The organism is Protofrankia sp. CiP1_Cm_nod3 (assembly GCF_982290655.1).
The window spans coordinates 39,196-58,930 of sequence record NZ_CEVIVD010000009.1 but is presented as its reverse complement, the minus strand read 5'-3'; the positions used below and the strand labels follow the sequence as shown (position 1 = coordinate 58,930).

18 protein-coding genes are annotated in these 19,735 nt (G+C 71.7%); 7 read left to right on the top strand and 11 right to left on the bottom strand.

Annotated features, from left to right (window positions below; all coding sequences use genetic code 11):
• Window positions 1–118 precede the first annotated feature (118 nt).
• The 6 genes from AC5LUJ_RS03970 to AC5LUJ_RS03945 all read right to left on the bottom strand — a co-directional run bounded on the left by AC5LUJ_RS03970 (window position 119) and on the right by AC5LUJ_RS03945 (window position 3,370).
• Window positions 119–1,354, bottom strand: a complete 1,236-nt coding sequence (locus AC5LUJ_RS03970; RefSeq protein ID WP_250281392.1) for a cytochrome P450 family protein — start codon at window positions 1,352–1,354, stop codon at window positions 119–121.
• Window positions 1,355–1,561: 207 nt separating this feature from the next.
• Window positions 1,562–1,969, bottom strand: coding sequence for a hypothetical protein (locus AC5LUJ_RS03965; protein WP_250281391.1), 408 nt, complete (start codon window positions 1,967–1,969; stop codon window positions 1,562–1,564).
• Window positions 1,966–2,241 carry a hypothetical protein gene (locus AC5LUJ_RS03960; protein ID WP_047224250.1) on the bottom strand — a complete coding sequence of 92 codons (276 nt, stop codon included), beginning with the start codon at window positions 2,239–2,241 and terminating at the stop codon, window positions 1,966–1,968. Before AC5LUJ_RS03960 ends, AC5LUJ_RS03965 begins: the two co-directional genes overlap by 4 nt.
• Window positions 2,242–2,312: 71 nt before the next feature.
• Complete coding sequence (locus tag AC5LUJ_RS03955; protein WP_250281390.1) at window positions 2,313–2,645, bottom strand: OsmC family protein; 333 nt, start codon at window positions 2,643–2,645, stop codon at window positions 2,313–2,315.
• 99 nt (window positions 2,646–2,744) lie between these two features.
• Entirely contained in the window at window positions 2,745–3,095 is a 351-nt protein-coding gene (locus AC5LUJ_RS03950; RefSeq protein WP_250281437.1) for a type II toxin-antitoxin system PemK/MazF family toxin, read from the bottom strand.
• A 5-nt stretch (window positions 3,096–3,100) separates the two neighbouring features.
• Entirely contained in the window at window positions 3,101–3,370 is a 270-nt protein-coding gene (locus tag AC5LUJ_RS03945) for a hypothetical protein (RefSeq protein WP_250281389.1), read from the bottom strand.
• A 217-nt stretch (window positions 3,371–3,587) separates the two neighbouring features.
• On the opposite strand from AC5LUJ_RS03945, the gene AC5LUJ_RS03940 reads away from it, so the two are divergent.
• From AC5LUJ_RS03940 to AC5LUJ_RS03915, 6 genes are all read left to right on the top strand, one after another.
• Window positions 3,588–5,057: an ATP-binding protein gene (locus tag AC5LUJ_RS03940; RefSeq protein WP_250281388.1), complete on the top strand. Its 1,470-nt coding sequence runs from the start codon at window positions 3,588–3,590 to the stop codon at window positions 5,055–5,057.
• Between the two features lie 356 nt (window positions 5,058–5,413).
• Complete coding sequence (locus AC5LUJ_RS03935) at window positions 5,414–6,481, top strand: cobalamin biosynthesis protein (protein ID WP_493464472.1); 1,068 nt, start codon at window positions 5,414–5,416, stop codon at window positions 6,479–6,481.
• Window positions 6,478–8,139, top strand: a complete 1,662-nt coding sequence (locus tag AC5LUJ_RS03930) for a cobyric acid synthase (protein ID WP_250291289.1) — start codon at window positions 6,478–6,480, stop codon at window positions 8,137–8,139. The genes AC5LUJ_RS03935 and AC5LUJ_RS03930 overlap by 4 nt, the downstream gene beginning before the upstream one ends.
• Window positions 8,140–8,532: 393 nt before the next feature.
• A complete protein-coding gene (locus AC5LUJ_RS03925) occupies window positions 8,533–9,201 on the top strand; it encodes a hypothetical protein (protein WP_250280644.1) in 669 nt (222 codons plus the stop codon).
• A 261-nt stretch (window positions 9,202–9,462) separates the two neighbouring features.
• Complete coding sequence (locus AC5LUJ_RS03920; RefSeq protein WP_493464471.1) at window positions 9,463–9,669, top strand: hypothetical protein; 207 nt, start codon at window positions 9,463–9,465, stop codon at window positions 9,667–9,669.
• 99 nt (window positions 9,670–9,768) lie between these two features.
• The gene (locus tag AC5LUJ_RS03915) at window positions 9,769–13,803 is read left to right on the top strand and encodes a cobaltochelatase subunit CobN (RefSeq protein WP_250280648.1); all 4,035 of its coding nucleotides are present in this window, start codon (window positions 9,769–9,771) and stop codon (window positions 13,801–13,803) included.
• 418 nt (window positions 13,804–14,221) lie between these two features.
• On the opposite strand, the gene AC5LUJ_RS03910 is transcribed toward AC5LUJ_RS03915, so the two are convergent.
• The 5 genes from AC5LUJ_RS03910 to AC5LUJ_RS03890 all read right to left on the bottom strand — a co-directional run bounded on the left by AC5LUJ_RS03910 (window position 14,222) and on the right by AC5LUJ_RS03890 (window position 18,185).
• Window positions 14,222–14,524 (bottom strand): hypothetical protein, encoded by a 303-nt coding sequence (locus AC5LUJ_RS03910; protein WP_250280651.1) that lies wholly within the window; start codon window positions 14,522–14,524, stop codon window positions 14,222–14,224.
• A gap of 517 nt (window positions 14,525–15,041) precedes the next feature.
• Window positions 15,042–15,305 (bottom strand): hypothetical protein, encoded by a 264-nt coding sequence (locus AC5LUJ_RS03905; protein WP_250280653.1) that lies wholly within the window; start codon window positions 15,303–15,305, stop codon window positions 15,042–15,044.
• Between the two features lie 203 nt (window positions 15,306–15,508).
• Window positions 15,509–16,255: a response regulator transcription factor gene (locus AC5LUJ_RS03900; RefSeq protein ID WP_250280655.1), complete on the bottom strand. Its 747-nt coding sequence runs from the start codon at window positions 16,253–16,255 to the stop codon at window positions 15,509–15,511.
• A 188-nt stretch (window positions 16,256–16,443) separates the two neighbouring features.
• Window positions 16,444–17,076 carry a response regulator gene (locus tag AC5LUJ_RS03895; protein WP_493464475.1) on the bottom strand — a complete coding sequence of 211 codons (633 nt, stop codon included), beginning with the start codon at window positions 17,074–17,076 and terminating at the stop codon, window positions 16,444–16,446.
• Window positions 17,077–17,615: 539 nt separating this feature from the next.
• Window positions 17,616–18,185: a tetratricopeptide repeat protein gene (locus AC5LUJ_RS03890; protein ID WP_250280658.1), complete on the bottom strand. Its 570-nt coding sequence runs from the start codon at window positions 18,183–18,185 to the stop codon at window positions 17,616–17,618.
• Between the two features lie 515 nt (window positions 18,186–18,700).
• Between AC5LUJ_RS03890 and AC5LUJ_RS03885 the strand changes: the two genes are divergently transcribed.
• Complete coding sequence (locus AC5LUJ_RS03885) at window positions 18,701–19,699, top strand: hypothetical protein (protein ID WP_250280660.1); 999 nt, start codon at window positions 18,701–18,703, stop codon at window positions 19,697–19,699.
• The last annotated feature ends 36 nt before the right edge of the window (window positions 19,700–19,735 follow it).

Sequence of the window (19,735 nt, the reverse complement as noted above, 5' to 3'; positions counted from 1 at the left end):
GGCGGCCTTTATCTGATCTTGTATTTACCCTGTTTGTCACCGCCGCGGACGGTCGCGGCTCCTATCCGTCCCGCTGTCGTCAGATGCCGCTTTCAGGCGCCGCTTTCATATAGCGCCTTCAGGTGCCGCCGAAGCGGACCGGGAGCTCGAGGAGGCCGCGGAAGGACGACGCCGCGGGCAGCCACTGGAGGTTCTCCGGCGCCACCTCGAGCGCGAGGTTGGGCAGCCTTCGCAGCAGTGTGCCGATGGCGGTCCGCGCCTCCATCCGGGCCAGTGACACACCCAGGCAGTAGTGGACGCCGTACCCGAAGGCCATGTGCGGGTTGTCCGTCCGGTCGACGTGCAGCCGGTCGGGGTCGGTGAAATGCGCCGGGTCGTGATTGGCCGCGTTGAGGACGACGGTGACGATCGAGCCTTTCGGAACACGCACCCCGCTGTACTCGACGTCCTCCGTCGCCAGCCGGAAGCTCGCCACCGGGACCGACCCGTTGAAACGGAGCAGCTCCTCGATCGCGCCCGGCAGGAGGTGCGGGTTCTTCGTTATCAGGTCGAGCTGGTCCGGGTTCGTCAGCAACGCGGTGACCGCGTTCCCGATGAAGTCGGCCGTTGTCTGGTGACCGGCGAACAGCAGCAGGAACGCGGTCGAGACCAGCTCCTCCTCGGAGAGTTTCCCGCCGCCGTCACGGGCCGTGATCAACGCGCTGATCAGGTCGTCGCCGGGCCGGTCACGCTTGTTCCCGACCAGCTTGGTCAGATAGGCGTAGAGGTCCTGCTGGGCCTCCTGGATGGCGGCCCGGTCCTCCTCGTTGCTGCGCCCGGCCGTGCCCTGGGTGCGGATGACCTGCGTGCCGCTGAAGAACTGCTCGCGGTCCTCGACCGGGACGCCGAGAAGTTCACAGATCACGTTCATCGGCAGCGGAAGGGCGAACTCGCCGATCAGCTCGGCACGGCCGGCGGGCACGATCGCGTCCAGCAGTTCGTCCACGAGCTGCTGGACGCGGGGGGCCAGCGCCTCGATACGGCGCGGGGTGAACGCCTGGGAGACCAGGCGGCGCAGCCGGCTGTGTTCCGGCGGGTCCGCGTTGAGCATGTTCCTGTTCAACGCGACCGACTTCTCACCGAAAACCTGCAGGTAGAGGTCCCCGGCCCGGTCGATGTCCTTGCTCAGCCGCGGGTCGGAGAGCACCGCTCTCGCGTCGGCGTACCGGGTGACCATCCAGGTCTCGAACCTGGGCGTCTTCACCCGGCAGACCGGCGCGTTCTCCCGCAGCCGGGCGTACGTCGGGTACGGGTCAAGACGGAATTCCGGGGTGAACAGCTCGGCCGCGGGAACCGCCTGTGTGACTTCACTCATACTGGATTCCTTCTGCTGGATGCTTCCACCCGTGAAATCGAGGGCGAAAACGGCTGCTGTCACGACCGTTCAGTCCCTCGGTCGCGTGATTCGGCCGTGTTCGACGCACGCGCGCACGTCACAGCATCGACAGTATGAGACCGGAGCCGCCTGCGCCCGTCGACGATGAGCGCGACGAAAATAACGGTGAAAACTGTTTCTCAACCGTCAGAGCGGAATCAGGCGGACGCCGGGGCCGCATAGTCGGGCCATGTCACCCGGATCGGATGTGATCATGGCTACTGGCCCTCGCTGACGCAGCGCCATCTCCGCGACCATGGCGTCGATGGCGTACTTGTGCCCATGTAGGTTCGCGGCCCGCAGCAGTGCCGACGCGGCTCGTGCGGCATCCCTGGTGAGGGATTCCACCTGGACGCGAGCGAGGATCCAGGTCATGCGCGCCGCGTCTGTTCTGGGGTGTGTCGCTTCGATGATGGTTGCGGCGCAGGTCCTGACCCTCCATTCCATGCGCTGTGCCCCGTCCAGGACGACCATGACCCTTCGCCGCCCCTCGACGAAGCCGGACAGTCCCGCGCAGTCAAGAACAAGGGTCCCCTGCGTAGCTGAGACTTTCACGCAGCGTCGTGCTCCTGCGCAACCGTGCCGGTGAGCGCTTCATGCGCCCAGGCCCGCTCGTCGTCTGTGAACGCGCCGTGCTCTTCCTGGTAGACACGGATGTCCTCGGCGAGGAGTTCGCGGCGAATACGGTCCTCAATCATCTTTGCGACGAAGCCGGAGAACTCGCGTTTACCGATCAGCTCACGTACGGCGTCAGCGGTCCCCTGCGGAAGGGACAGGCTCAACCGAGTGGAAGGACCTTCACCCAGCGGGTATTCATGGATACTCATATGGGTACTGTAACATTTCTGCTGTTACGACAGCGGCGTCGTCACGTCCGATCGGTTCACCGGCCGGGCGCCTACACCCGTATCCGGACGAAGGTGGGCTGTATGTCGACCTCGCAGCGCAGGCTGTTCGCGATGTAGCACGCCTGGTGGGCCAGCTCCACCAGGCGGTGCAGCCGCTCGAGCGGGACGTCCCCGGCAACCACGATGCGTGGCCGCAGCAGGAGCTGTTCGGGGTTGGGGCGCTCGGGTGAGCCGCGAAAGGCGGGATCCGCGCTGAGCTGGACGCTTACGGACGCGGGCGGGCATTCGCCGTGATGCTCCCGGCCGTACGCCTCGTAGCCGGCGGCCGTCGAGCCCTCCCACTGGCAGCGGGCCCGATACCGGTGCCGCTCATGCTGATCCACGCAGCCTCCTGACGAGGGCGGTTTCTCACCATCAGGACGTCGGCGGCTTCGATAACCGATAACCGAGTACCAGCGGCCTGCTGGAAGCGGGGTGGCGGGTCAGCGGAAGGCGACCATCTCGCGTAGCCACTCGCTCAGTTCGGCGATTTCGGTGGCCGACGCGCTGCCCAGCGGCGCGGACCGGGCGAACCGCCGGGTGGACACCGCCGTGATCTCTTCGGTGCGCGCCCAGCTCCGCCTGTCCAGGCCGGACTCGGGGGAGTCGATGCGCACGTGATGGTCCAGGCCCCGGTCCCGCGTGGTCAGGGGCACCACGAGGGCCATGTCGATCGGGAACCGGCAGTGCGTCGCCGAGCCGACCACCACGGCCGGGCGTAGGTGGCCCTGCTCGTGCCCGATCGGCTGGCCGAAGTCCACCAGCCACACCTGCCAGGGCGCGAGCCTCAGCATCCGGCTCACCGGTTGTACTCCGGGTACTCCTCACGCGCGTCGGGCAGGCCGTCGCCGGCCGCGTTGTCGGCCGGCCGCGCCTCGGCCTGGTAGCTGGCCCACTCGTCAGGGTCGGCGCGCAGCTCCTCGTAGCGTCGCATGATGCGGTTGATCTTGTGTTCCCGCACCAGATGCCGGACCGCCTCGCCCAGGGACACGCCGTGGAAGTCGCGTTCGGCGATCTCCGCCAGCTCGTCGCGTAGCCCGCTGTCAAGCTGCATGGACGTCGTAGCCATAGGCTCCAGTATGGCATGTGCTATAGATCGTGCCGTGGCGATGCCGGTCGAAGACCGGGTGCGTACAAGCGGGATCTGCGGTGTGGGCGGGGTGCGGGCTCTCGGGTCATGGCGGAGCGCACCGAACGCGACAGGAAGACAATAGTATAGGTCGAGTTATAATAACTTGAGATATCCATGATGGGAGGCGCGCTGGGAAGCGTCACTGGGAGGGGCGATGGACAAGCCTGCCGAGATGTTCGACCGCGACTTCGAGTGGGCCGAACTGGCCCGCTTCGCTCGTTATCCGGGTGGCGAAGCGACCCTGGGGGTGGTCTCCGGCCGGCGGCGACAGGGCAAGACGTTCCTCCTCGACGCGGTCACCCGTGCCGGTGGCGGTTTCATGTTCACCGCGACCGAGACCACCGAAGCCGATGGCCTCAGGCAGTTCGGTGCGGCGCTGGCCCGCTACCGCGACGAGCCAGCACCCTTCCGCTTCGCCCACTGGGACGAGGCCGTGAACCAGCTCATGCGGATCGCCACCGATGGGCCCACCACCGCCGTCATCGACGAGTTCCCCTTCCTCGCCAAGGCGTCACCCGCGCTGCCGTCCATCATCCAGCGCGCTCTGGACCCCGCCGCGCAGCACGGCAACACACCCGTGCGTCTGCTGTTGTGCGGCTCCGCGCTGCCCTTCATGGGCCGGCTGCTCGCCGGCAACGCCCCGCTGCGCGGCCGCGCGGGGCTCGAACTCGTCGTTCCCACCCTCGACTTCCGTACCGCCGGCCGGTTCTGGGAGATCACCGACCCGCGCACCGCCGTACTCACCCACGCCGTCGTCGGCGGCACCCCCGCCTACCGGCGCGAATTCACCCAGGGTGACGTCCCCGCCGGCCCCGACGACTTCGACGACTGGGTCGCCCGGGCCGTCATCAACCCCGCCCGGCCCCTCTTCCGCGAAGCCCGTTACCTCCTCGCTGAGGAACCCGACCTGCACGACGTCGCGCTCTACCATTCCGTGCTGGCAGCCATCACCGCCGGTAACGCGGCGCGCGGCGGGATCGCCGACTACCTCGGCCGCAGATCCACCGACCTCGCCCATCCGCTGAGCGTTCTCGAGGACGTCGGCCTGATCCGCCACGAGCCCGACGCGTTCCGCCGGAACCGTTCCACCTATCGGATCGCCGAACCCCTGGTCACCTTCTACCACGCCGTCATGCGCCCCTACTGGGGCGATCTGGAACGGCCGGGCCGGGCCCCGGCCGTGTGGCGGCGTGCCGGGCCCACCTTCCGTAGCAAAGTGGTCGGCCCGCACTTCGAGAACCTCTGCCGCGAATGGGCCCGCTGGTACGCGGTTCCCGACACGTACGGTGGCCACTCCTACCGGGTGGCCGCAGGGGCCGTCAACGATCCGGCGGCCAGGACCAGTCACGAGGTCGACGTCGCGGTCCTCGGCCACGACGAATCCGGCCACGACGTCCTGCTCGCCATCGGTGAGGCGAAGTGGGGCGACGTCATGGGCCTGCGCCACCTGCGCCGCCTCGACCACATCCGTGGACTGCTGCGCACCCGCCACGCCGCCCCCGCCCACCCGACACGCCTGATGTGTTTCAGCGGCGCGGGTTTCACCGACGAGCTACGGCAGGCCGCTGCCGAGGACTCCACCATCCAGCTTGTCGATCTACACAGAATCTATTACGGTGAGTAATTATGCGAAGAGGGTCCCGGTACGGCTGAGCCTCTCACGCGATACCATGCCGCTACGCGGCCTCGCCGGTGATCATCTCATGGGCCCAGGCCCGCTCATCGTCGCCGATGGACGCATAAGGGCCGATGGACGCATGAGGGACGCGGAGGAAGCCGGTGGAAGTTCCCCTGACATCGACCGGTCGACCTGGCGGGCCGGGCCCGGGCGCCATGCGTCCCGCGGGGCTTCGCCGCGGCACCGCCGCCCCACACGCTGAACGTCCGATTATGCCAAGTTACTGATCGTACCAGGTAGTCGATCATTCCGCCGGGCCGGTACGGCTGGCGTGACCCGTCTTCGTGCCAGGGAGAACTCCCGTGTCCGGATGGTTGCGTGCTGTCGGGCTGCTCGCCGGCGCCGCGCTCGACGCCGCCCTCGCCGACCCGGCGCGGCGGCACCCGGTGGCGGCCTTCGGGGGCGTCGCCAACCACACCGAGCGGCTGCTCTACCGCGACAGCCGGGCCGCCGGGCTGGCCTACACCTGCGCCCTCGCCGGCGGCACTGTCGCCGTCGGCGCCCTGGCGCGCTCCGGGGTGACCAGGGCCGGCCGGCGGCTCGGCTGCCAGCGGGCCGCCTCGGTGGCGCTGACCACGGCGGCGACGTGGACGGTGCTCGGCGGGACGTCCCTGCGCCGCCACGGCCGTCGCCTCGGCGGCGAGCTCCTGCGCGACGACCTGCTCGCCGCCCGTGGCCGCCTGCCGTCGCTGTGCGGCCGGGACCCGGCCGTCCTCGACCGCGCCGGGCTGTCCCGGGCGGGGGTGGAGTCGCTGGCCGAGAACACCTCGGACGCGGTCGTCGGGCCGCTGCTGTGGGGGGCGCTCGGCGGTGTCCCGGGGCTGCTCGGCTACAGGGCGGTCAACACCCTGGACGCGCTGGTCGGCTACCGCAGCACCCGGCACGCCCGCTTCGGCTGGGCCTCGGCCCGCCTGGACGATCTCGCGAACCTGCTGCCGTCCCGCGTCGCCGGGCTGCTGGCCTGCGCGTGCGCGCCGGTCGTCGGCGGCTCGTGTGTCGACGCCTTCTGGGTGATGCGCCGGGACGGCCACAGCCATCCCAGCCCGAACGCCGGCCAGGTGGAGGCGGCGTTCGCCGGCGCGCTCGGGCTGCGCCTCGGCGGGACGCTGCGCTACCACCACGGGGTGGAGCACCGGCCGGTGATGGGCTACGGCCGGCCGGCCGTACCCGCCGACCTGGAACGGGCCGCGGTCCTCTCCGCCGCGGTCAGCGCCTGCGCGCTGCTGCTGGCCGCCGGTGTCGCCGTGGCCACGGCGACGGCCCGGTCGGCGCTGGGCTCGGCACAGGCCGCCGCACAGGCCGCCGCACAGCCCGCTTCCCCGGCTCGCGCGCGGGCCGCTGCCCGGCCGGGCCGGCGGGGCCGGCGGTGAGCGGGGGAGCGCTGCTGGTCGCCGGGACGGCGTCGGACGCGGGCAAGAGCGTCGTCACCGCCGGGCTGTGCCGCTGGCTCGCCCGCGAAGGCGTGCGGGTCGCGCCGTTCAAGGCGCAGAACATGGCGCTGAACTCGGTGGTGACCGCGGACGGCGCGGAGATCGGCCGGGCCCAGGCGATGCAGGCCGCCGCCGCCGGGGTCGAGCCGGAGGCGGCGATGAACCCGGTGCTGCTCAAACCCGGCAGCGACCGGCACAGCCAGCTCGTCGTGCTGGGCCGCCCGGTCGCCGAGGTCGACGCGCTGGGCTACCGCCCGTACAAGGCGCGGCTGGCCGGCATCGTCGCGGACTGCCTGGCCGACCTGCGCGGCCGGTTCGACGCGGTGATCTGCGAGGGCGCCGGCTCCCCCGCGGAGATCAACCTGCGGGACACCGACATCGCGAACATGGGCCTGGCCCGGGCCGCGAACCTGCCGGTGCTCGTCGTCGGCGACATCGACCGCGGCGGGGTGTTCGCCGCCCTGTTCGGCACCCTCGCGCTGCTCGACGCCGGCGACCAGGCGCTGGTCGCCGGCTGGATCGTCAACAAGTTCCGCGGCGACCCCCGGCTGCTCGAGCCCGGGCTGCGCCAGCTCGAACGGCTCACCGGCCGTCCGGTACACGGGGTGCTGCCGTGGCGCTCCGGGCTGTGGCTGGACGTCGAGGACTCCCTGGACCTCGCCTCCTATCCGGCCTCCTACCCGGCCCACCCGGACGCCGGCAGCGCCGGCACACCCAACGCTGCCGACACCCACAGTGACGAAACTGCCGCCGACGGTACCGGTAGTACCGGCGGCAGCAGCACCAACAGCTACCCGGGGGACGTCCTGCGGGTGGCGGTGATCCGGCTGCCGCGGCTGTCCAACATCACCGACATCGACGCGCTGCGGGCCGAGCCCGGGGTGCTGGTGGGCTTCGCGACCCGCCCCGACGACCTCACCGACGCCGATCTGGTGGTCGTCCCCGGAACCCGGGCGACCGTCGACGACCTCGGCTGGCTGCGCCGGCGCGGCCTGGACGCCGCCCTGCGCGCCCGGGCCGCGCGGGGCCGGCCGGTGTTGGGGATCTGCGGCGGCTACCAGATGCTCGGCCGGCGCATCGACGACCCGGTCGAATCCGGCGCCGGGACGGTCGACGGCCTCGGCCTGCTGCCGGTGACCACCGCCTTCGCCCCCGACAAGCTGCTCGGCCGCCGTATCGGGACGACCCCCGACGGCCTGACCGTGACCGGCTACGAGATCCGCCATGGCCGGCTCACCGTCCACGACACCGGGCCGGTCGCGGCGTCGGCGGGTGGGTCGGCGAGAGGGGCGGTCGGGGGATCGGCCGCCGAGCCGTTCGCCGCGGACGGGGTGCGGGCCGGCGCGGTCGCCGGCACGAGCTGGCACGGGCTGCTGGAGAACGACGAGTTCCGCCGGGTGTTCCTCATCGACGTGGCGGCCCGCGCCGGGCGCTCGTTCACCCCGGCCCGCACCTGTTTCGCCGACGTCCGCCGCCGCCGCCTGGACGCCCTCGGCGACCTGGTCGCGGACCATCTCGACACCGCGGCCGTCCGCCGGCTGCTCGAGGGCGGCCCGCCGGCCGGCCTGCCCTTCGTCCCGCCGGGAGCACCGAGGTGACAGCGGCCCCACGGCCGGCCGCCGGGCGCCGCGCGGACGGCCGCCCACCGGCCGTCCGGAGAAATGACCGTTATGGCCGGCTCGACGTGATCCGGAACGGCTGTCGTTCGTCCCGGCCGGCGCGCCGGCCGATGATCGGCTCGTCCTGGCCTGTCGGTAATCCGTCGGCGGGGATCCGCTCATCTGTTTCCCGTCACAGCGTCAGGCGCTGTATACCGGTCTGGCCGGGACGAGCAGGATCCGCGGGAGTGGTCAGGCCTGCCCGGGTAATGACCATCCGGGCGGGCGGAAGGCCCGGAAGAGGCGCCGAAGTCGGAACAGGCTCTCAAGGGGGTACCGAGCTTGTCGAACGACCCGTGGTGGCGAAATCCCAATATCGTCATTCCCTCCCTCGTGGCTGTGCTGACGGCGGTGCTGGGGCCGCTGGTGGCCCTGGCCCTCACCGGCAGCGGGACGGTGCAGCCCCCGCCGCCGCCCCCGCCCTCGACCTCGCCGTCCACCAGGACACCCGCACCCACGCCCACGCCGACCAGGAGCCACACGCCGAGCCCGGTCCGTACGACGCCGACGTCCCGGCCGCCGTGCACGCCGGGGACGGCCTCGCCGGCCCTTGACACCGATCAGGCGGCCGTCTGCGCGCTGCTGAGCAGCAGCAAGATCGATCGTCGCTCCTGCTACAGCCGTCCCGACCTGGAGTCGGTGGCCCCCTGGAACGCCCTGACCGCGATCACGTGCGAGACCGCCACGGACTCCACCAAGATCCAGTTCCTGCGCTACCGGACCGTCGCGGACCTGAACGCGTACCTGGACCGCGCCGCGGGCTCCGTCAACGGCCTGGGCAACTGCAAGGAGGGCCAGGAGGCGAACACCACCTGGTACCACTCGTCGGGCTCCGTCAAGGAGACGCTGGGCCGCAAGGTGTGCATCTTCCTGAAGGACGGCAAGTTCCAGATCAACTGGGCGTTCGACTCCGAGCGCGTCGTGGCGGTCCGGGAGGACCAGTCGGCCGTCTCCGTGGCCTCCTGGTGGGACAAGAACGCCTGCCTGCTCACATCCTGCTGACCGCGGGAAACACCGGTCGCGTGACGCGCGGCCCGGCCTGGGCCGACCATCCGCGTCCCGCTTCTGCCGGCTTATTGCCCGGCTCATTGCCCGGCTGGCCGTTCCCGTTGTTCCCGTTGTTCCCGTGTCCGCGGACGCCGGCCGGCAGAGGTGGGCGAGGGTGGGCGAGGGTGGCCGAAGAGCCCGGATCCGGCGGAACAGCCCCTGGCCCGTCCCGTCCGGCTACAGTGTGCCGTTGGTATGCCGTTGGTCGACCGGACTGTGAGGGTCAGCATGCGGTGGCAGGTCCGCAACGCCGGGCAGCGGCACGGCGGTGAGGTACCGGGTGCCGCGGAGGTACCGGGTGCCGCGCATGACAACGGCCCACGGGCCGCCACCCGGCCCGGCATGGACGACATCGGAGCCGGACGCGCCACCGGCCTCCCCCGGGAGATCGTTCTCTCCGACGGCTGCCTGGCCATCTCCTGAAACACCGACGTCCCACCCGGGACCAGGACGTCGACCACCTGGGTTCGCGTGCCGCACCCGTCCGCCGGCTGATCCTTTCTTCTCATCGGGAGTATCGACGTGACACCTCCTGGCAGCGAGCCGGTGATCGTTCTGCTGTCCACCGCCGACACCGAGCTGTTGGCGGCCCGGGCCAGCGGGATGCCGTGGCGGGTGGCGAACCCGGCCCGGCTCGCCGCCGACGGCGTCCCCGGCCTGCTGCGGGGCGCGGACGCGGTGGTCGTCCGGCTGCTCGGGGGGCAGCGGGCGTGGCCCGACGGGCTGGCGGCGGCGCTCGCCGCCGGGCTGCCCACGGTCGTCCTCGGCGGGGAGGCGGTGCCCGACGCCGACCTGATGCGCCGTTCCACCGTGCCGGCCGGCGTCGCCACCGAGGCGCTCGCCTACCTGGTGGAGGGCGGCGCGGCGAACCTCGCCGAGCTGTACCGCTTCCTCGCCGACACGCTGCTGCTGACCGGGTTCGGGTTCGCCCCGCCCACGCCGATGCCCGCCGCCGGGGTGCACGGCATGCGCGCGGCGAAGACGGACCGTCCCACCGTCGGTGTCGTGTTCTACCGGGCGCACGCGACGTCCGGGAACACCGCCTTCGTGGACGTGCTGTGCGACGCGCTGGAGGCGCGCGGGGCCAATGCCCGGCCGGTGTTCGCCGCCTCCCTGCGCGGGCTGGGCTCGGCGTCCGACGACGTCCTCCCGCTGCTGGCCGGGGTGGACGTGCTGATCGTGACGATGCTCGCGGCCGGCGGCACCCGCCCGGCGGACGCGTCCGCCGGCGGGGACGAGGAGGCCTGGGACATCGGCGCGCTCGCCGCGCTCGACATCCCCGTGCTCCAGGGCCTGTGCCTGACGTCGTCGCGGGCGCAGTGGGCGGGCAGCGACGCGGGGCTGTCGCCGATGGACGCGGCCATGCAGGTCGCGATCCCCGAGTTCGACGGCCGGATCATCACCGTGCCGTTCTCGTTCAAGGAATCCGGGCCGGACGGGGTGCCCGTCTACCTGGCCGACCCCGAGCGCGCCGCCCGGCTGGCCGGGACCGCCGCCCGGCTCGCCCGGCTGCGCCACGTCCCGAACGTCGAGAAGAAGATCGCGCTGGTGCTGTCGTCGTACCCGACCAAGCACGCCCGGGTCGGCAACGCCGTGGGCCTGGACACCCCGGCGTCCGCCATCCGGCTGCTGGCCGCGCTGCGGGCCGCCGGCTACGACCTGGGCGAGAACGGGCCGGGCGGACGGGGTGTCCCCACCGACGGGGACACGCTCATCCACACGCTCATCGCCGCCGGCGGGCACGACGTCGAGTGGCTGACCGAACAGCAGCTCGCGGCCGCCCCGGCACGGGTGCCGGCGGGCGTGTACCGGCGCTGGTTCGACGCGCTGCCGGCGTCCCTGCGCGAAGGGATGCTCCGGCACTGGGGCGATCCGCCCGGCAGCCTCTACGTCGACCCGCCCGTACTCACTCCCGGTGACGTTCCCGGCGGCTCCGGCGGCGGGAACGACCGGGGCGGCGCAGGCGGCGGGGGTGGCGGCCGGCCGCGGCCCGCGGACGGGCCGGAGCCCGCGATCGTGCTGGCCGCGCTGCGGTTCGGCAACGTCCTGCTCATGATCCAGCCGCCGCGCGGGTTCGGAGAGAACCCGGTGGCGATCTACCACGATCCGGACCTGCCGCCGTCCCACCACTACCTGGCCGCCTACCGCTGGCTGGACGAGGAGTTCGGCGCGGACGCGGTCGTGCACCTGGGCAAGCACGGCACGCTGGAGTGGCTGCCCGGCAAGGGCCTCGGCCTGTCGGCCGGGTGCGCGCCGGACGCGGTCCTCGGCGACCTGCCGCTGGTCTACCCGTTCCTGGTCAACGACCCCGGGGAGGGCACACAGGCCAAGCGCCGGGCGCACGCGGTCATCGTCGACCATCTGGTGCCGCCGATGGCCCGCGCCGACACCTACGGTGACATGGCCCGGCTGGAACAGCTCCTGGACGAGCACGCCACCCTGGCCGCGCTCGACCCGGCCAAGCTGCCGGCGGTCCGCGCCCAGATCTGGACGCTGATCCAGGCCGCCCAGCTCCACCACGATCTCGGGCTGGACGAGCGTCCCGGCGACGACGACTTCGACGACTTCCTGCTGCACGTCGACGGCTACCTCTGCGAGGTGAAGGACACCCAGATCCGCGACGGCCTGCACATCCTCGGCGACGTCCCGGCCGGGGACGCGCGGGTGAACCTGGTGCTGGCGATCCTGCGGGCGTCGCAGGTGTGGGGCGGCACGGCGGGGGCGCTGCCGGGCCTGCGGGCCGCGCTCGGCCTGGTCGAGGGCGGCGGTGCCGCGCGGGTGAAGGTCGACGGTTTCGAGGCGGCCGCCCGCGCGCTCGTCGCCGGCATGGAAGCCACCGGCTGGGACCCGGCCGCGGCGGCCAGGGTGTGCGCGGACGTCCTCACGGACAGTGTTCTTCCCACTGACGCTCTCCCATCCGGCGCCGCCCAGCCCGCCGCCGAGGAGAACGCGGGGAGCATGACCACGGGCAGCGGCAGCGCGGGGAGCAGCGGCAACACCGCCGCAGGCGCCGCCGGCAACGCCCTCGCCGAAGCTCCCGGCACCGTCGAGGGCATCGGAGCCACCGGAGCCACCGGGGACGCCGAAGCGGCCGAAGACACCGGGACAACCGGCGGCGGCGAGGCTGGCGGCGGCGAGGCTGGCGGCGGCGAGGCTGGCGGCGGCGCCTGCGGCCCCGGGTACGCCGAGGTCGAACGGGTGCTCGCGTTCGCCGCCGCCGAGGTGGTGCCGCGCCTGGACCGGACCTCCGACGAGATCACCAACGTGCTGCGGGCGCTGGGCGGCGGGTTCGTGCCCCCCGGGCCGTCCGGCTCGCCCACCCGGGGGCTGGTGGGCGTGCTGCCGACCGGGCGGAACTTCTGCTCGGTCGACCCGAAGGCGATCCCGTCCCGGCTGGCCTGGGAGACCGGCCGGGCGCTCGCCGACTCGCTGCTGGCCCGCCACCTCGCCGACACCGGCTCCTACCCGGCCTCGGTGGGCCTGACCGTCTGGGGCACCTCCGCCATGCGCACGCAGGGTGACGACATCGCGGAGGTGCTGGCGCTGCTCGGCTGCCGTCCGACCTGGGACGACGCCTCCCGACGGGTGACCGGTTTCGAGGTGGTGGCGCTGGCTGAGCTCGGCCGGCCCCGGGTGGACGTGGTGGTGCGGATCTCCGGTTTCTTCCGGGACGCCTTCCCGCACGTGATCGCCCTGCTCGACGACGCGATCACCACCGTCGCCGGGCTCGACGACGAGGCCGACGCCGACAACCTGCTCGCCGCGCACGTCCGCGCCGACCTCGCCCGCGACGGCGCCGCCCACGGCGACCGGCGGCGGGCGACCAGCCGGATCTTCGGCTCGAAGCCAGGGGCGTACGGCGCCGGCCTGCTGCCCCTGATCGACTCACGGGAGTGGCGTTCGGACGCCGACCTCGCCGAGGTGTACGCGGTCTGGGGCGGCTACGCCTACGGCCGCGGCCTCGACGGGCGTCAGGCCCGCGCCGACATGGAGCAGGCGTTCCGCCGCATCCAGGTGGCGGTGAAGAACGCCGACACCCGCGAGCATGACCTGGTCGACTCCGACGACTACTTCCAGTACCACGGCGGGATGGTGGCGGCGGTGCGGGCGCTCACCGGCGCGTCCCCGGCCGCCTACATCGGCGACAGCGCCGTACCGGACGCGGTGCGCACCCGCACCCTGCGGGAGGAGACCCACCGGGTCTTCCGCGCCCGGGTGGTCAACCCGCGGTGGATCGCGGCGATGCGCCGCCACGGCTACAAGGGCGCGTTCGAGCTGGCCGCGACCGTGGACTACCTGTTCGGCTACGACGCCACCGCCGGTGTCGTCCAGGACTGGATGTACGAGTCGCTGGCCGCCTCCTACGTCTTCGACCCGGAAACCCGCGACTTCATGCGGGCGTCCAACCCGTGGGCGCTGCGCGGCATCGCCGAACGCCTGCTGGAGGCCGCCGACCGCGGCCTGTGGGAGAAGCCGGACCCCGCCACCCTCGACGGCCTCCGCCAGACCTACCTCGACCTCGAAGGCGACCTCGAAGGCCCCGGCGAGAACACCTGACCGGATACCGCCGGCGGGAACACCCGGCACCGGCCCGGCTCCCGCCCCGGGCTGGTCGCCGGCCATGCACCGGCGGCCGTTGCCACGCGGGAGAATGGTGGCCACAGATGGGCCCGCGGGCCGCCCGGTGTCGTGGGCGGCCCGCGGATTTCTCTCCCCGTCGTCCGGCGGAAAGGTGCCGGTGCGCGCCGGCGGTCTCAGGCACGATGTCCCGGCCGTGGGATTCCTGCGGGCGCCGTCATGGCCGGCATGAGCCAGCCGGCGGCTGACTGTCCCACCGGCTTTCCCGGCGGACGAACGGGGTCGTTCACCCGGCTCCCGTCACCATGGGGCCGGTGACTCCCACCTACTTGCAGGACTTGCCCTGCACCTACTTGCAGGACTTGCCCTGCACCTACTTGCAGGATTTGTCCTGTGCCTACTTGTAGGACTCGTCCTGGTGGAACTTGCCGTGCCCGTCGTACCAGCCATGGCCGTCGTACCATTTGCCGTGGTCGTACCAGCCATAACCGTACCAGTCGTGGTCGAATTTCTTGTGGTCGAAGTCCTTGAAACCATATGACTTGAAGTCGTACTTACCGTAGTCGTACCCGCTCCCGTACGACTTGTCGAAATGGCCCGTTGACGGAGCCGCCTGCGCGGCCGCCGGGGCGACCAGGACCGCAGAGAGGGCCACGCCCACCGCGGGCAGCAGGTACAGGGGCTTTTTCACGAGCTTCATGTCGTTTCCCTTCATGGTCGGCCGGTAAGCCGCTGGCTTCAGGAACCGGCGCCTTGCTCCAGGATGCCCGGCCGCCGTGTGATGGTAAACATTGCCATCTTCACCCGTTTTTCTGACGGGGCGTGACAGTGGCGGATGCGGTTCCGCCGGCCGGCCGTTAACATTTCCGCCCCATCCGTCCCGGCGCACGGTCCCGGAAGCGGCCGGAGAACCACCGGCACCGGTGCCCCGCGAAAGCATCGGCTAATACGATGGCGGCCCGCCGCCCACCGGGCGGGAACTGTCCGGATTCTCCGCCCGGTTCACACCACCACACATCCCCCCGGCCCCGGCGGTGGCGGTGGCGGTGGCGTCGCACGCCCACCGCGCCCGGAGCTCACCCGACGGGGTCCGGCGACGGGAGCAGACCATGGTCACAGGTGCGGGGACGGGTGAGGACGGCGCCCGGTTCCAGCTCGTCCTCCCCGCAGCCGGATGGAGTAGGTGGCACCGCGTGGCTGGACCGCGTGACCGGTTCCTACCCGGTGGACGGCTGGGAGGGGCGGGCCGGCCGGCGGCCGCGGCGGCGTGGACGCGGGGTGACGCCCGGCTCGCGGGTGCCGCGGTGGTCGAGCATGAGGGCGAACGGGCGGCCGGGCGCCTGCCCGGCCATCGCGCGCTCCACACGGGCGAGAAGATCGTCGAAACGCGACGCGCGCAGGACCTCGGCGGAGGGCAACACCGCCCACCATCTGTCACCATCGGCGCTCTGGCCGAATATGACCACCGGCGGCTCTGTCATGACGACAACATTGCCGGTCGTCCGCGGACGACCGGCGGCAACAGAGTGAACATACGGTTACGTACAGCCAGGCGACTGGATGACGGCGCCCGGCGTCCAGGCTCGCCGTCACGCCCGTCCGCCGCATTGCCGCGTAAACCCGACAACGGCAGGGTCCTGCCGTCGAACGCGCCGCCCTCGTCGCGGGCGCCCGTCTGCGTCCGTCAGCGTCGGCTGAGCCCTGCCGGCGGCCAGGGCCCGGCCGCGCCGTCGAAGGCCACCACGAAATCCGCCGCCTCGTCCGGTGCTCCGTCGAGAGCGATACCGGCGCGGGCGGCCAACGCGACCGCCGCCAGCCCGGAATGGACCTCAAGCTTGCCGAGCAGGTTCTGGACGTGGGTGCGCACGGTGTTCGAGGACAGGAACAGCTGGGCGGCGATGGCGCCGCGGTCGAGCCCGTTCACCATGCACTGCAGGATCTGCCGTTCGCGGCGGGTGAGGGTGGCGAGCTTCCGCTGCGCGGGGGACGGCTGCGCCGACCGTGCCAGCTCGGTGAGAACAGCCCCCAGCAGGGACGGCGGAAACCAGCTCTCACCGTCACGAATACCTCGTACCACGGATATCAGGTGGCGCAGGCCCAGCCGTTTCGGCACCCACGAACGTACTCCGGCGCGTACCGCGGCGGCGGCCAGACGTGGGTCGTCCAGATCGGTCACAACGATCGTCGGCAGCCGTTCGCACAGCCGTCGCAGTCGCCTGGCGAGTTCGGCCGCGTCTTCACCGAGCAGTTCCACGTCAAGTAGAAGAATGTCCACCTGACGCATGTCCAGAATCCTGTTCGCCGTCTCCAGGCTGGGCACCGCGTCCAGCACCGTGAAATCGTTCTCGATACGTATGGCGGCGGCGATGACACTGCTGAAGGCACGCTGGGAATCGACGATCAGTAGCCGGCTCGGTTGCATGCTGGACATGTACCGTCCGGGTGCTTCCAGCACACCTCCGACGCACCTGCGATCAGCCCGGGAATCGCTCGCGGAAGGGCCGGCCGAAGGCGCGTCAATTGTGGAAGAAGCCCTGTCGTGGCAGGGGCCCCGGCAGGGCAGGAACCTCAGGATCCCTGTCGTGGGAGGGCCGGCCGGGGCCGCGAGGGAAAGCGGGGTCAGCCGGCGCGGTCCAGCAGGCCGGACCTGGCCGCCAGCGCGGCGGCTTCCAGCCGGCTGTGTACGCCGAGTTTGGTCAGCACGTTCTGGATGTGCGAGCGTGCCGTGTTCACCGTGATACCGAGATCCGCCGCGAGAACGGCGGTGCTCTGCCCCCGCCCGAGCCGGACGAGCACGTCCCGCTCCCGGCTGGTCAGCAGGGTGTCAACGGTGGCCGGCGCGCCGGAGCGGCGGGGGGTGCGCGCACCTCGCACGACGGCGCACACGTCGGTCATCGTCTTTCCACGGCCGACGCGTTCCGCGATCGCGATGACCCGTTCGATGTCCTGCGTCTTGGACGCCATCCCGCCGGCACCGGCCCGGATGGCGGCACTGATCGCCGCGACGTCGGTGGAGCCGGTGAGCAGCAGCAGATTCGTCACCGGTGCCAGGCCGGCGAGGGAACGAATCAGATCCAGGCCGTCGCCGTCCGGGAAACCGAGGTCGATCATCCCCAGGTCGGGCCGGTGACATCGGATCGCGTTCTCGGCGTCGGCGGCGGTGAACGCCACCGCGCACACCGTCCAGCCGCGCGCGGTCAGCATCGTCGCCATACCTTCGACGAACATGCGATGGCCGTCGCAGAGAACCACCCTCACGACACGCCCCGACGGATACCGCGGGCCGTGTCGGTCGGCGCCATCATAAACTTCCCCCAATACTCGCGAAATCTCTTCGCCCGACAACCGTGTCCTCGCTCGACAACGAGGACCACTGACTCGTACCCGGCCACCGCGGCGGTATGCCGTATGCGCTCCGCGACACAGCGCGCGGCCCGGCCGGGACCGCCTTCAGTAGCGCAGAATCAGCCGGTTGTCGGGCTTGAGAATTATCTTTCCTCTTGTGGTGTCCGGTATGGGCACCCCGGTGGGGAACACGAGCAGTTCGGGATCGGCGGTACGGGCCCCGGTCCCAGACGTCGATCTGGCCGATGACGCGGGCGGCGAGCTGGCGGCCGTCGGGGCCGTGGCCGATGGCGCCGAGCTGCCAGCGTCCCGGCGTGGCTGTCCGGCGGATGGTGAGGTAAGCCAGTGAGCCGCCCTCGACCAGAGCGGGGCTGCGGGACGCGACCGCCGGTGTGCACAGCCCGGACGCGGCCGCCCGCTGGTCGGCCTCGATGCGGACCGTGCCGTCATCGGCAGCCAGGAGGTTGCTGCCGGCCCCGATGACCCTTGGCGCACTCCCCGCGCGACCGGCGGCGGCGACGAGTTCGGGAAAGTCGCCAGGGTCGTCGAGGACGGCCACTTCCTGGGCGGGGCCACCGAGGGCGCAGCGTGGTCAGCGAGGCGAGTGGGACGTTCGTGGCCAGCCACATGAACGGGGTCTCCTCGTGCCCTCTGTGCGTGCCCTCCAGCGCCACCAGGCTACGCGTGGATGCGGCCGCGACCCTGTCGGCGGCCTCGATGGCCTGGCTCGCCGTCGACGCGGCGAGTGCGGTGCGCAGCTCGGCGAGGCGGGTGCGGACGCGGCCGGAGTCTTGTCCGGCGGTCAAAGCGAGTGCCTGATCGGTGGCCTGGACCGCGCCATCTGGCTGGCGGGTGAGCAGCATGGCCTGGGCGAGGGATACCCCGTGCAGCAGGCGGTTGCGCGGCTGGCTGTGCCCGAACAGGCGCAGTCCATCGTCCAACAGCGGGATGGCCTGCTCCGGCCGTCCCGCCTCCAGCCAGGAGCGGCCAGCGTCGGCGACCCCGGGGTACACCACCCCTGGATCGGTCGGCGCCGGACTACTGGTCGAACTTGCCGTCGCGGATCGGCATACGGGCGGAATCATCGGCGACTGCCACTGGCGGTGGCCGCGCTGGCGCGGCGCGGCATGTATCCGTCGGGTACGGCAGGGGAATCATCCGGGATTTGGTGGGCATCACCATCGGTACCGGGATTCCATGCGCATCCGGACATATCCCGACGAACGGTGAGCGACATGATTCCCGCGGTCGCGGCACGGATGGTCCGCGCTGACTCCATGTGTTTCGCCGGACTGTCGGCGTGATGATACCGATGTGTGCGTCCATACGTCGTTGTTCGGATTTGGGTGTACCGGGAGGAAGCTGTTAGGGTGCCTCCGCCCGGGGGGGTTCGTTCCCGTGAGGAAGTAGTGTGCCCAGAAATCACCTGCCCGCGCCGTTGTCCGGTCCGTTCGAAATATCCGGATCGTCCACTCCGTCCGGCCCGGATGTTCCCCGCGGTCCGCGATCCCGGGCCCGGCACCGAGCTGCCGTGTTGCTGTCGGCTCTGCTGGCGCTGGTGGCGGGCGCCGGTCTCCAGGCCTGCCAGGAGCCGCGGCCGCCGGCGCCCACCCCGCCGCCCCCCTCGGCCGGCGCACCGGCGCCAGCGCTCTACGCGCCGACGAGCCCGTGGAACACCCCGGTCCCAGGGGACGCGCAGGCCGACGCGCACTCGGCCACGATGCTGCACACGGTCGTCGAGGCCGCGCGATCACGAAGCTTCGTGATCGCGGTCGGGGAGTGGTCGAGGCCGCTGTACCACGCCGACGCGGCCACCCCACGACACACCGTCACACTGACCGCCCCGTGGGCACCGGCGTCGACGATCTCCGACGTCCCGATCCCCGCGAACGCCGTCCCCGACCCGGCCGGCGACGGCCACATGGTGATCGTCGACCGTGCGACCGGGTGCGAGTACGACTTCTGGCAGGCGGTGCGGGGCGCCGACGGCGGATGGTCGGCGTCCTGGGCGAACGCGACCTCCACGGCCGGGCCGGGCTGGTACCCCCGCGGCCTGTCGGCGACCGGTTCGGGCGCGGCCGGTGCCGCGGGGGTGATCCGCCCCGAGGAGCTACGGGACGGCGAGATCCGGCACGCCCTGTTCTTCGCCTATCCGGACACGAGAGCCGGCGCCCCCGTCCTGCCGGCCACCGAGGGCGACGGGCGGAGCACGAATGCCGGCGCGATCCCCGAGGGTGCGCGCCTCCAGCTCGACCCGGGCGTGGACCTCTCCGCCCTCGGCCTCAACCCGTACGAAACGATCGTTGCTCGCGCGCTCCAGCGGTACGGGATGATCCTCGGCGACACGGGCGGCGGCGTCGGTCTCGTCGCGCAGAACCCGCTGTCGACCACGGTGCCCTACCCCTGGGGGGACCAGACGTACGTCGACCTGCCGCCCAGCCTGCTCACCCACATGCGGGTCCTCGCCCTCGGCCAGCCGCACGACAACACCGCCTCCCTCGAGCCCACCCCCTGCGCGACCCTGCGCTAGATCACGAGTCAGCGCGCAGTCACGTCACGTCCTGTG

Bases quoted from the DNA above. Each gene is read 5' to 3' on its own strand.
- AC5LUJ_RS03960 (WP_047224250.1), bottom strand. From the start codon at position 2,241: ATGAGTATCCATGAATACCCGCTGGGTGAAGGTCCTTCCACTCGGTTG.
- AC5LUJ_RS03950 (WP_250281437.1), bottom strand. From the start codon at position 3,095: ATGCTGAGGCTCGCGCCCTGGCAGGTGTGGCTGGTGGACTTCGGCCAG.
- AC5LUJ_RS03905 (WP_250280653.1), bottom strand. From the start codon at position 15,305: ATGACAGAGCCGCCGGTGGTCATATTCGGCCAGAGCGCCGATGGTGAC.
- AC5LUJ_RS03900 (WP_250280655.1), bottom strand. From the start codon at position 16,255: ATGTCCAGCATGCAACCGAGCCGGCTACTGATCGTCGATTCCCAGCGT.
- AC5LUJ_RS03940 (WP_250281388.1), top strand. From the start codon at position 3,588: ATGGACAAGCCTGCCGAGATGTTCGACCGCGACTTCGAGTGGGCCGAA.
- AC5LUJ_RS03910 (WP_250280651.1), bottom strand. From the start codon at position 14,524: ATGAAGCTCGTGAAAAAGCCCCTGTACCTGCTGCCCGCGGTGGGCGTG.
- AC5LUJ_RS03945 (WP_250281389.1), bottom strand. From the start codon at position 3,370: ATGGCTACGACGTCCATGCAGCTTGACAGCGGGCTACGCGACGAGCTG.
- AC5LUJ_RS03970 (WP_250281392.1), bottom strand. From the start codon at position 1,354: ATGAGTGAAGTCACACAGGCGGTTCCCGCGGCCGAGCTGTTCACCCCG.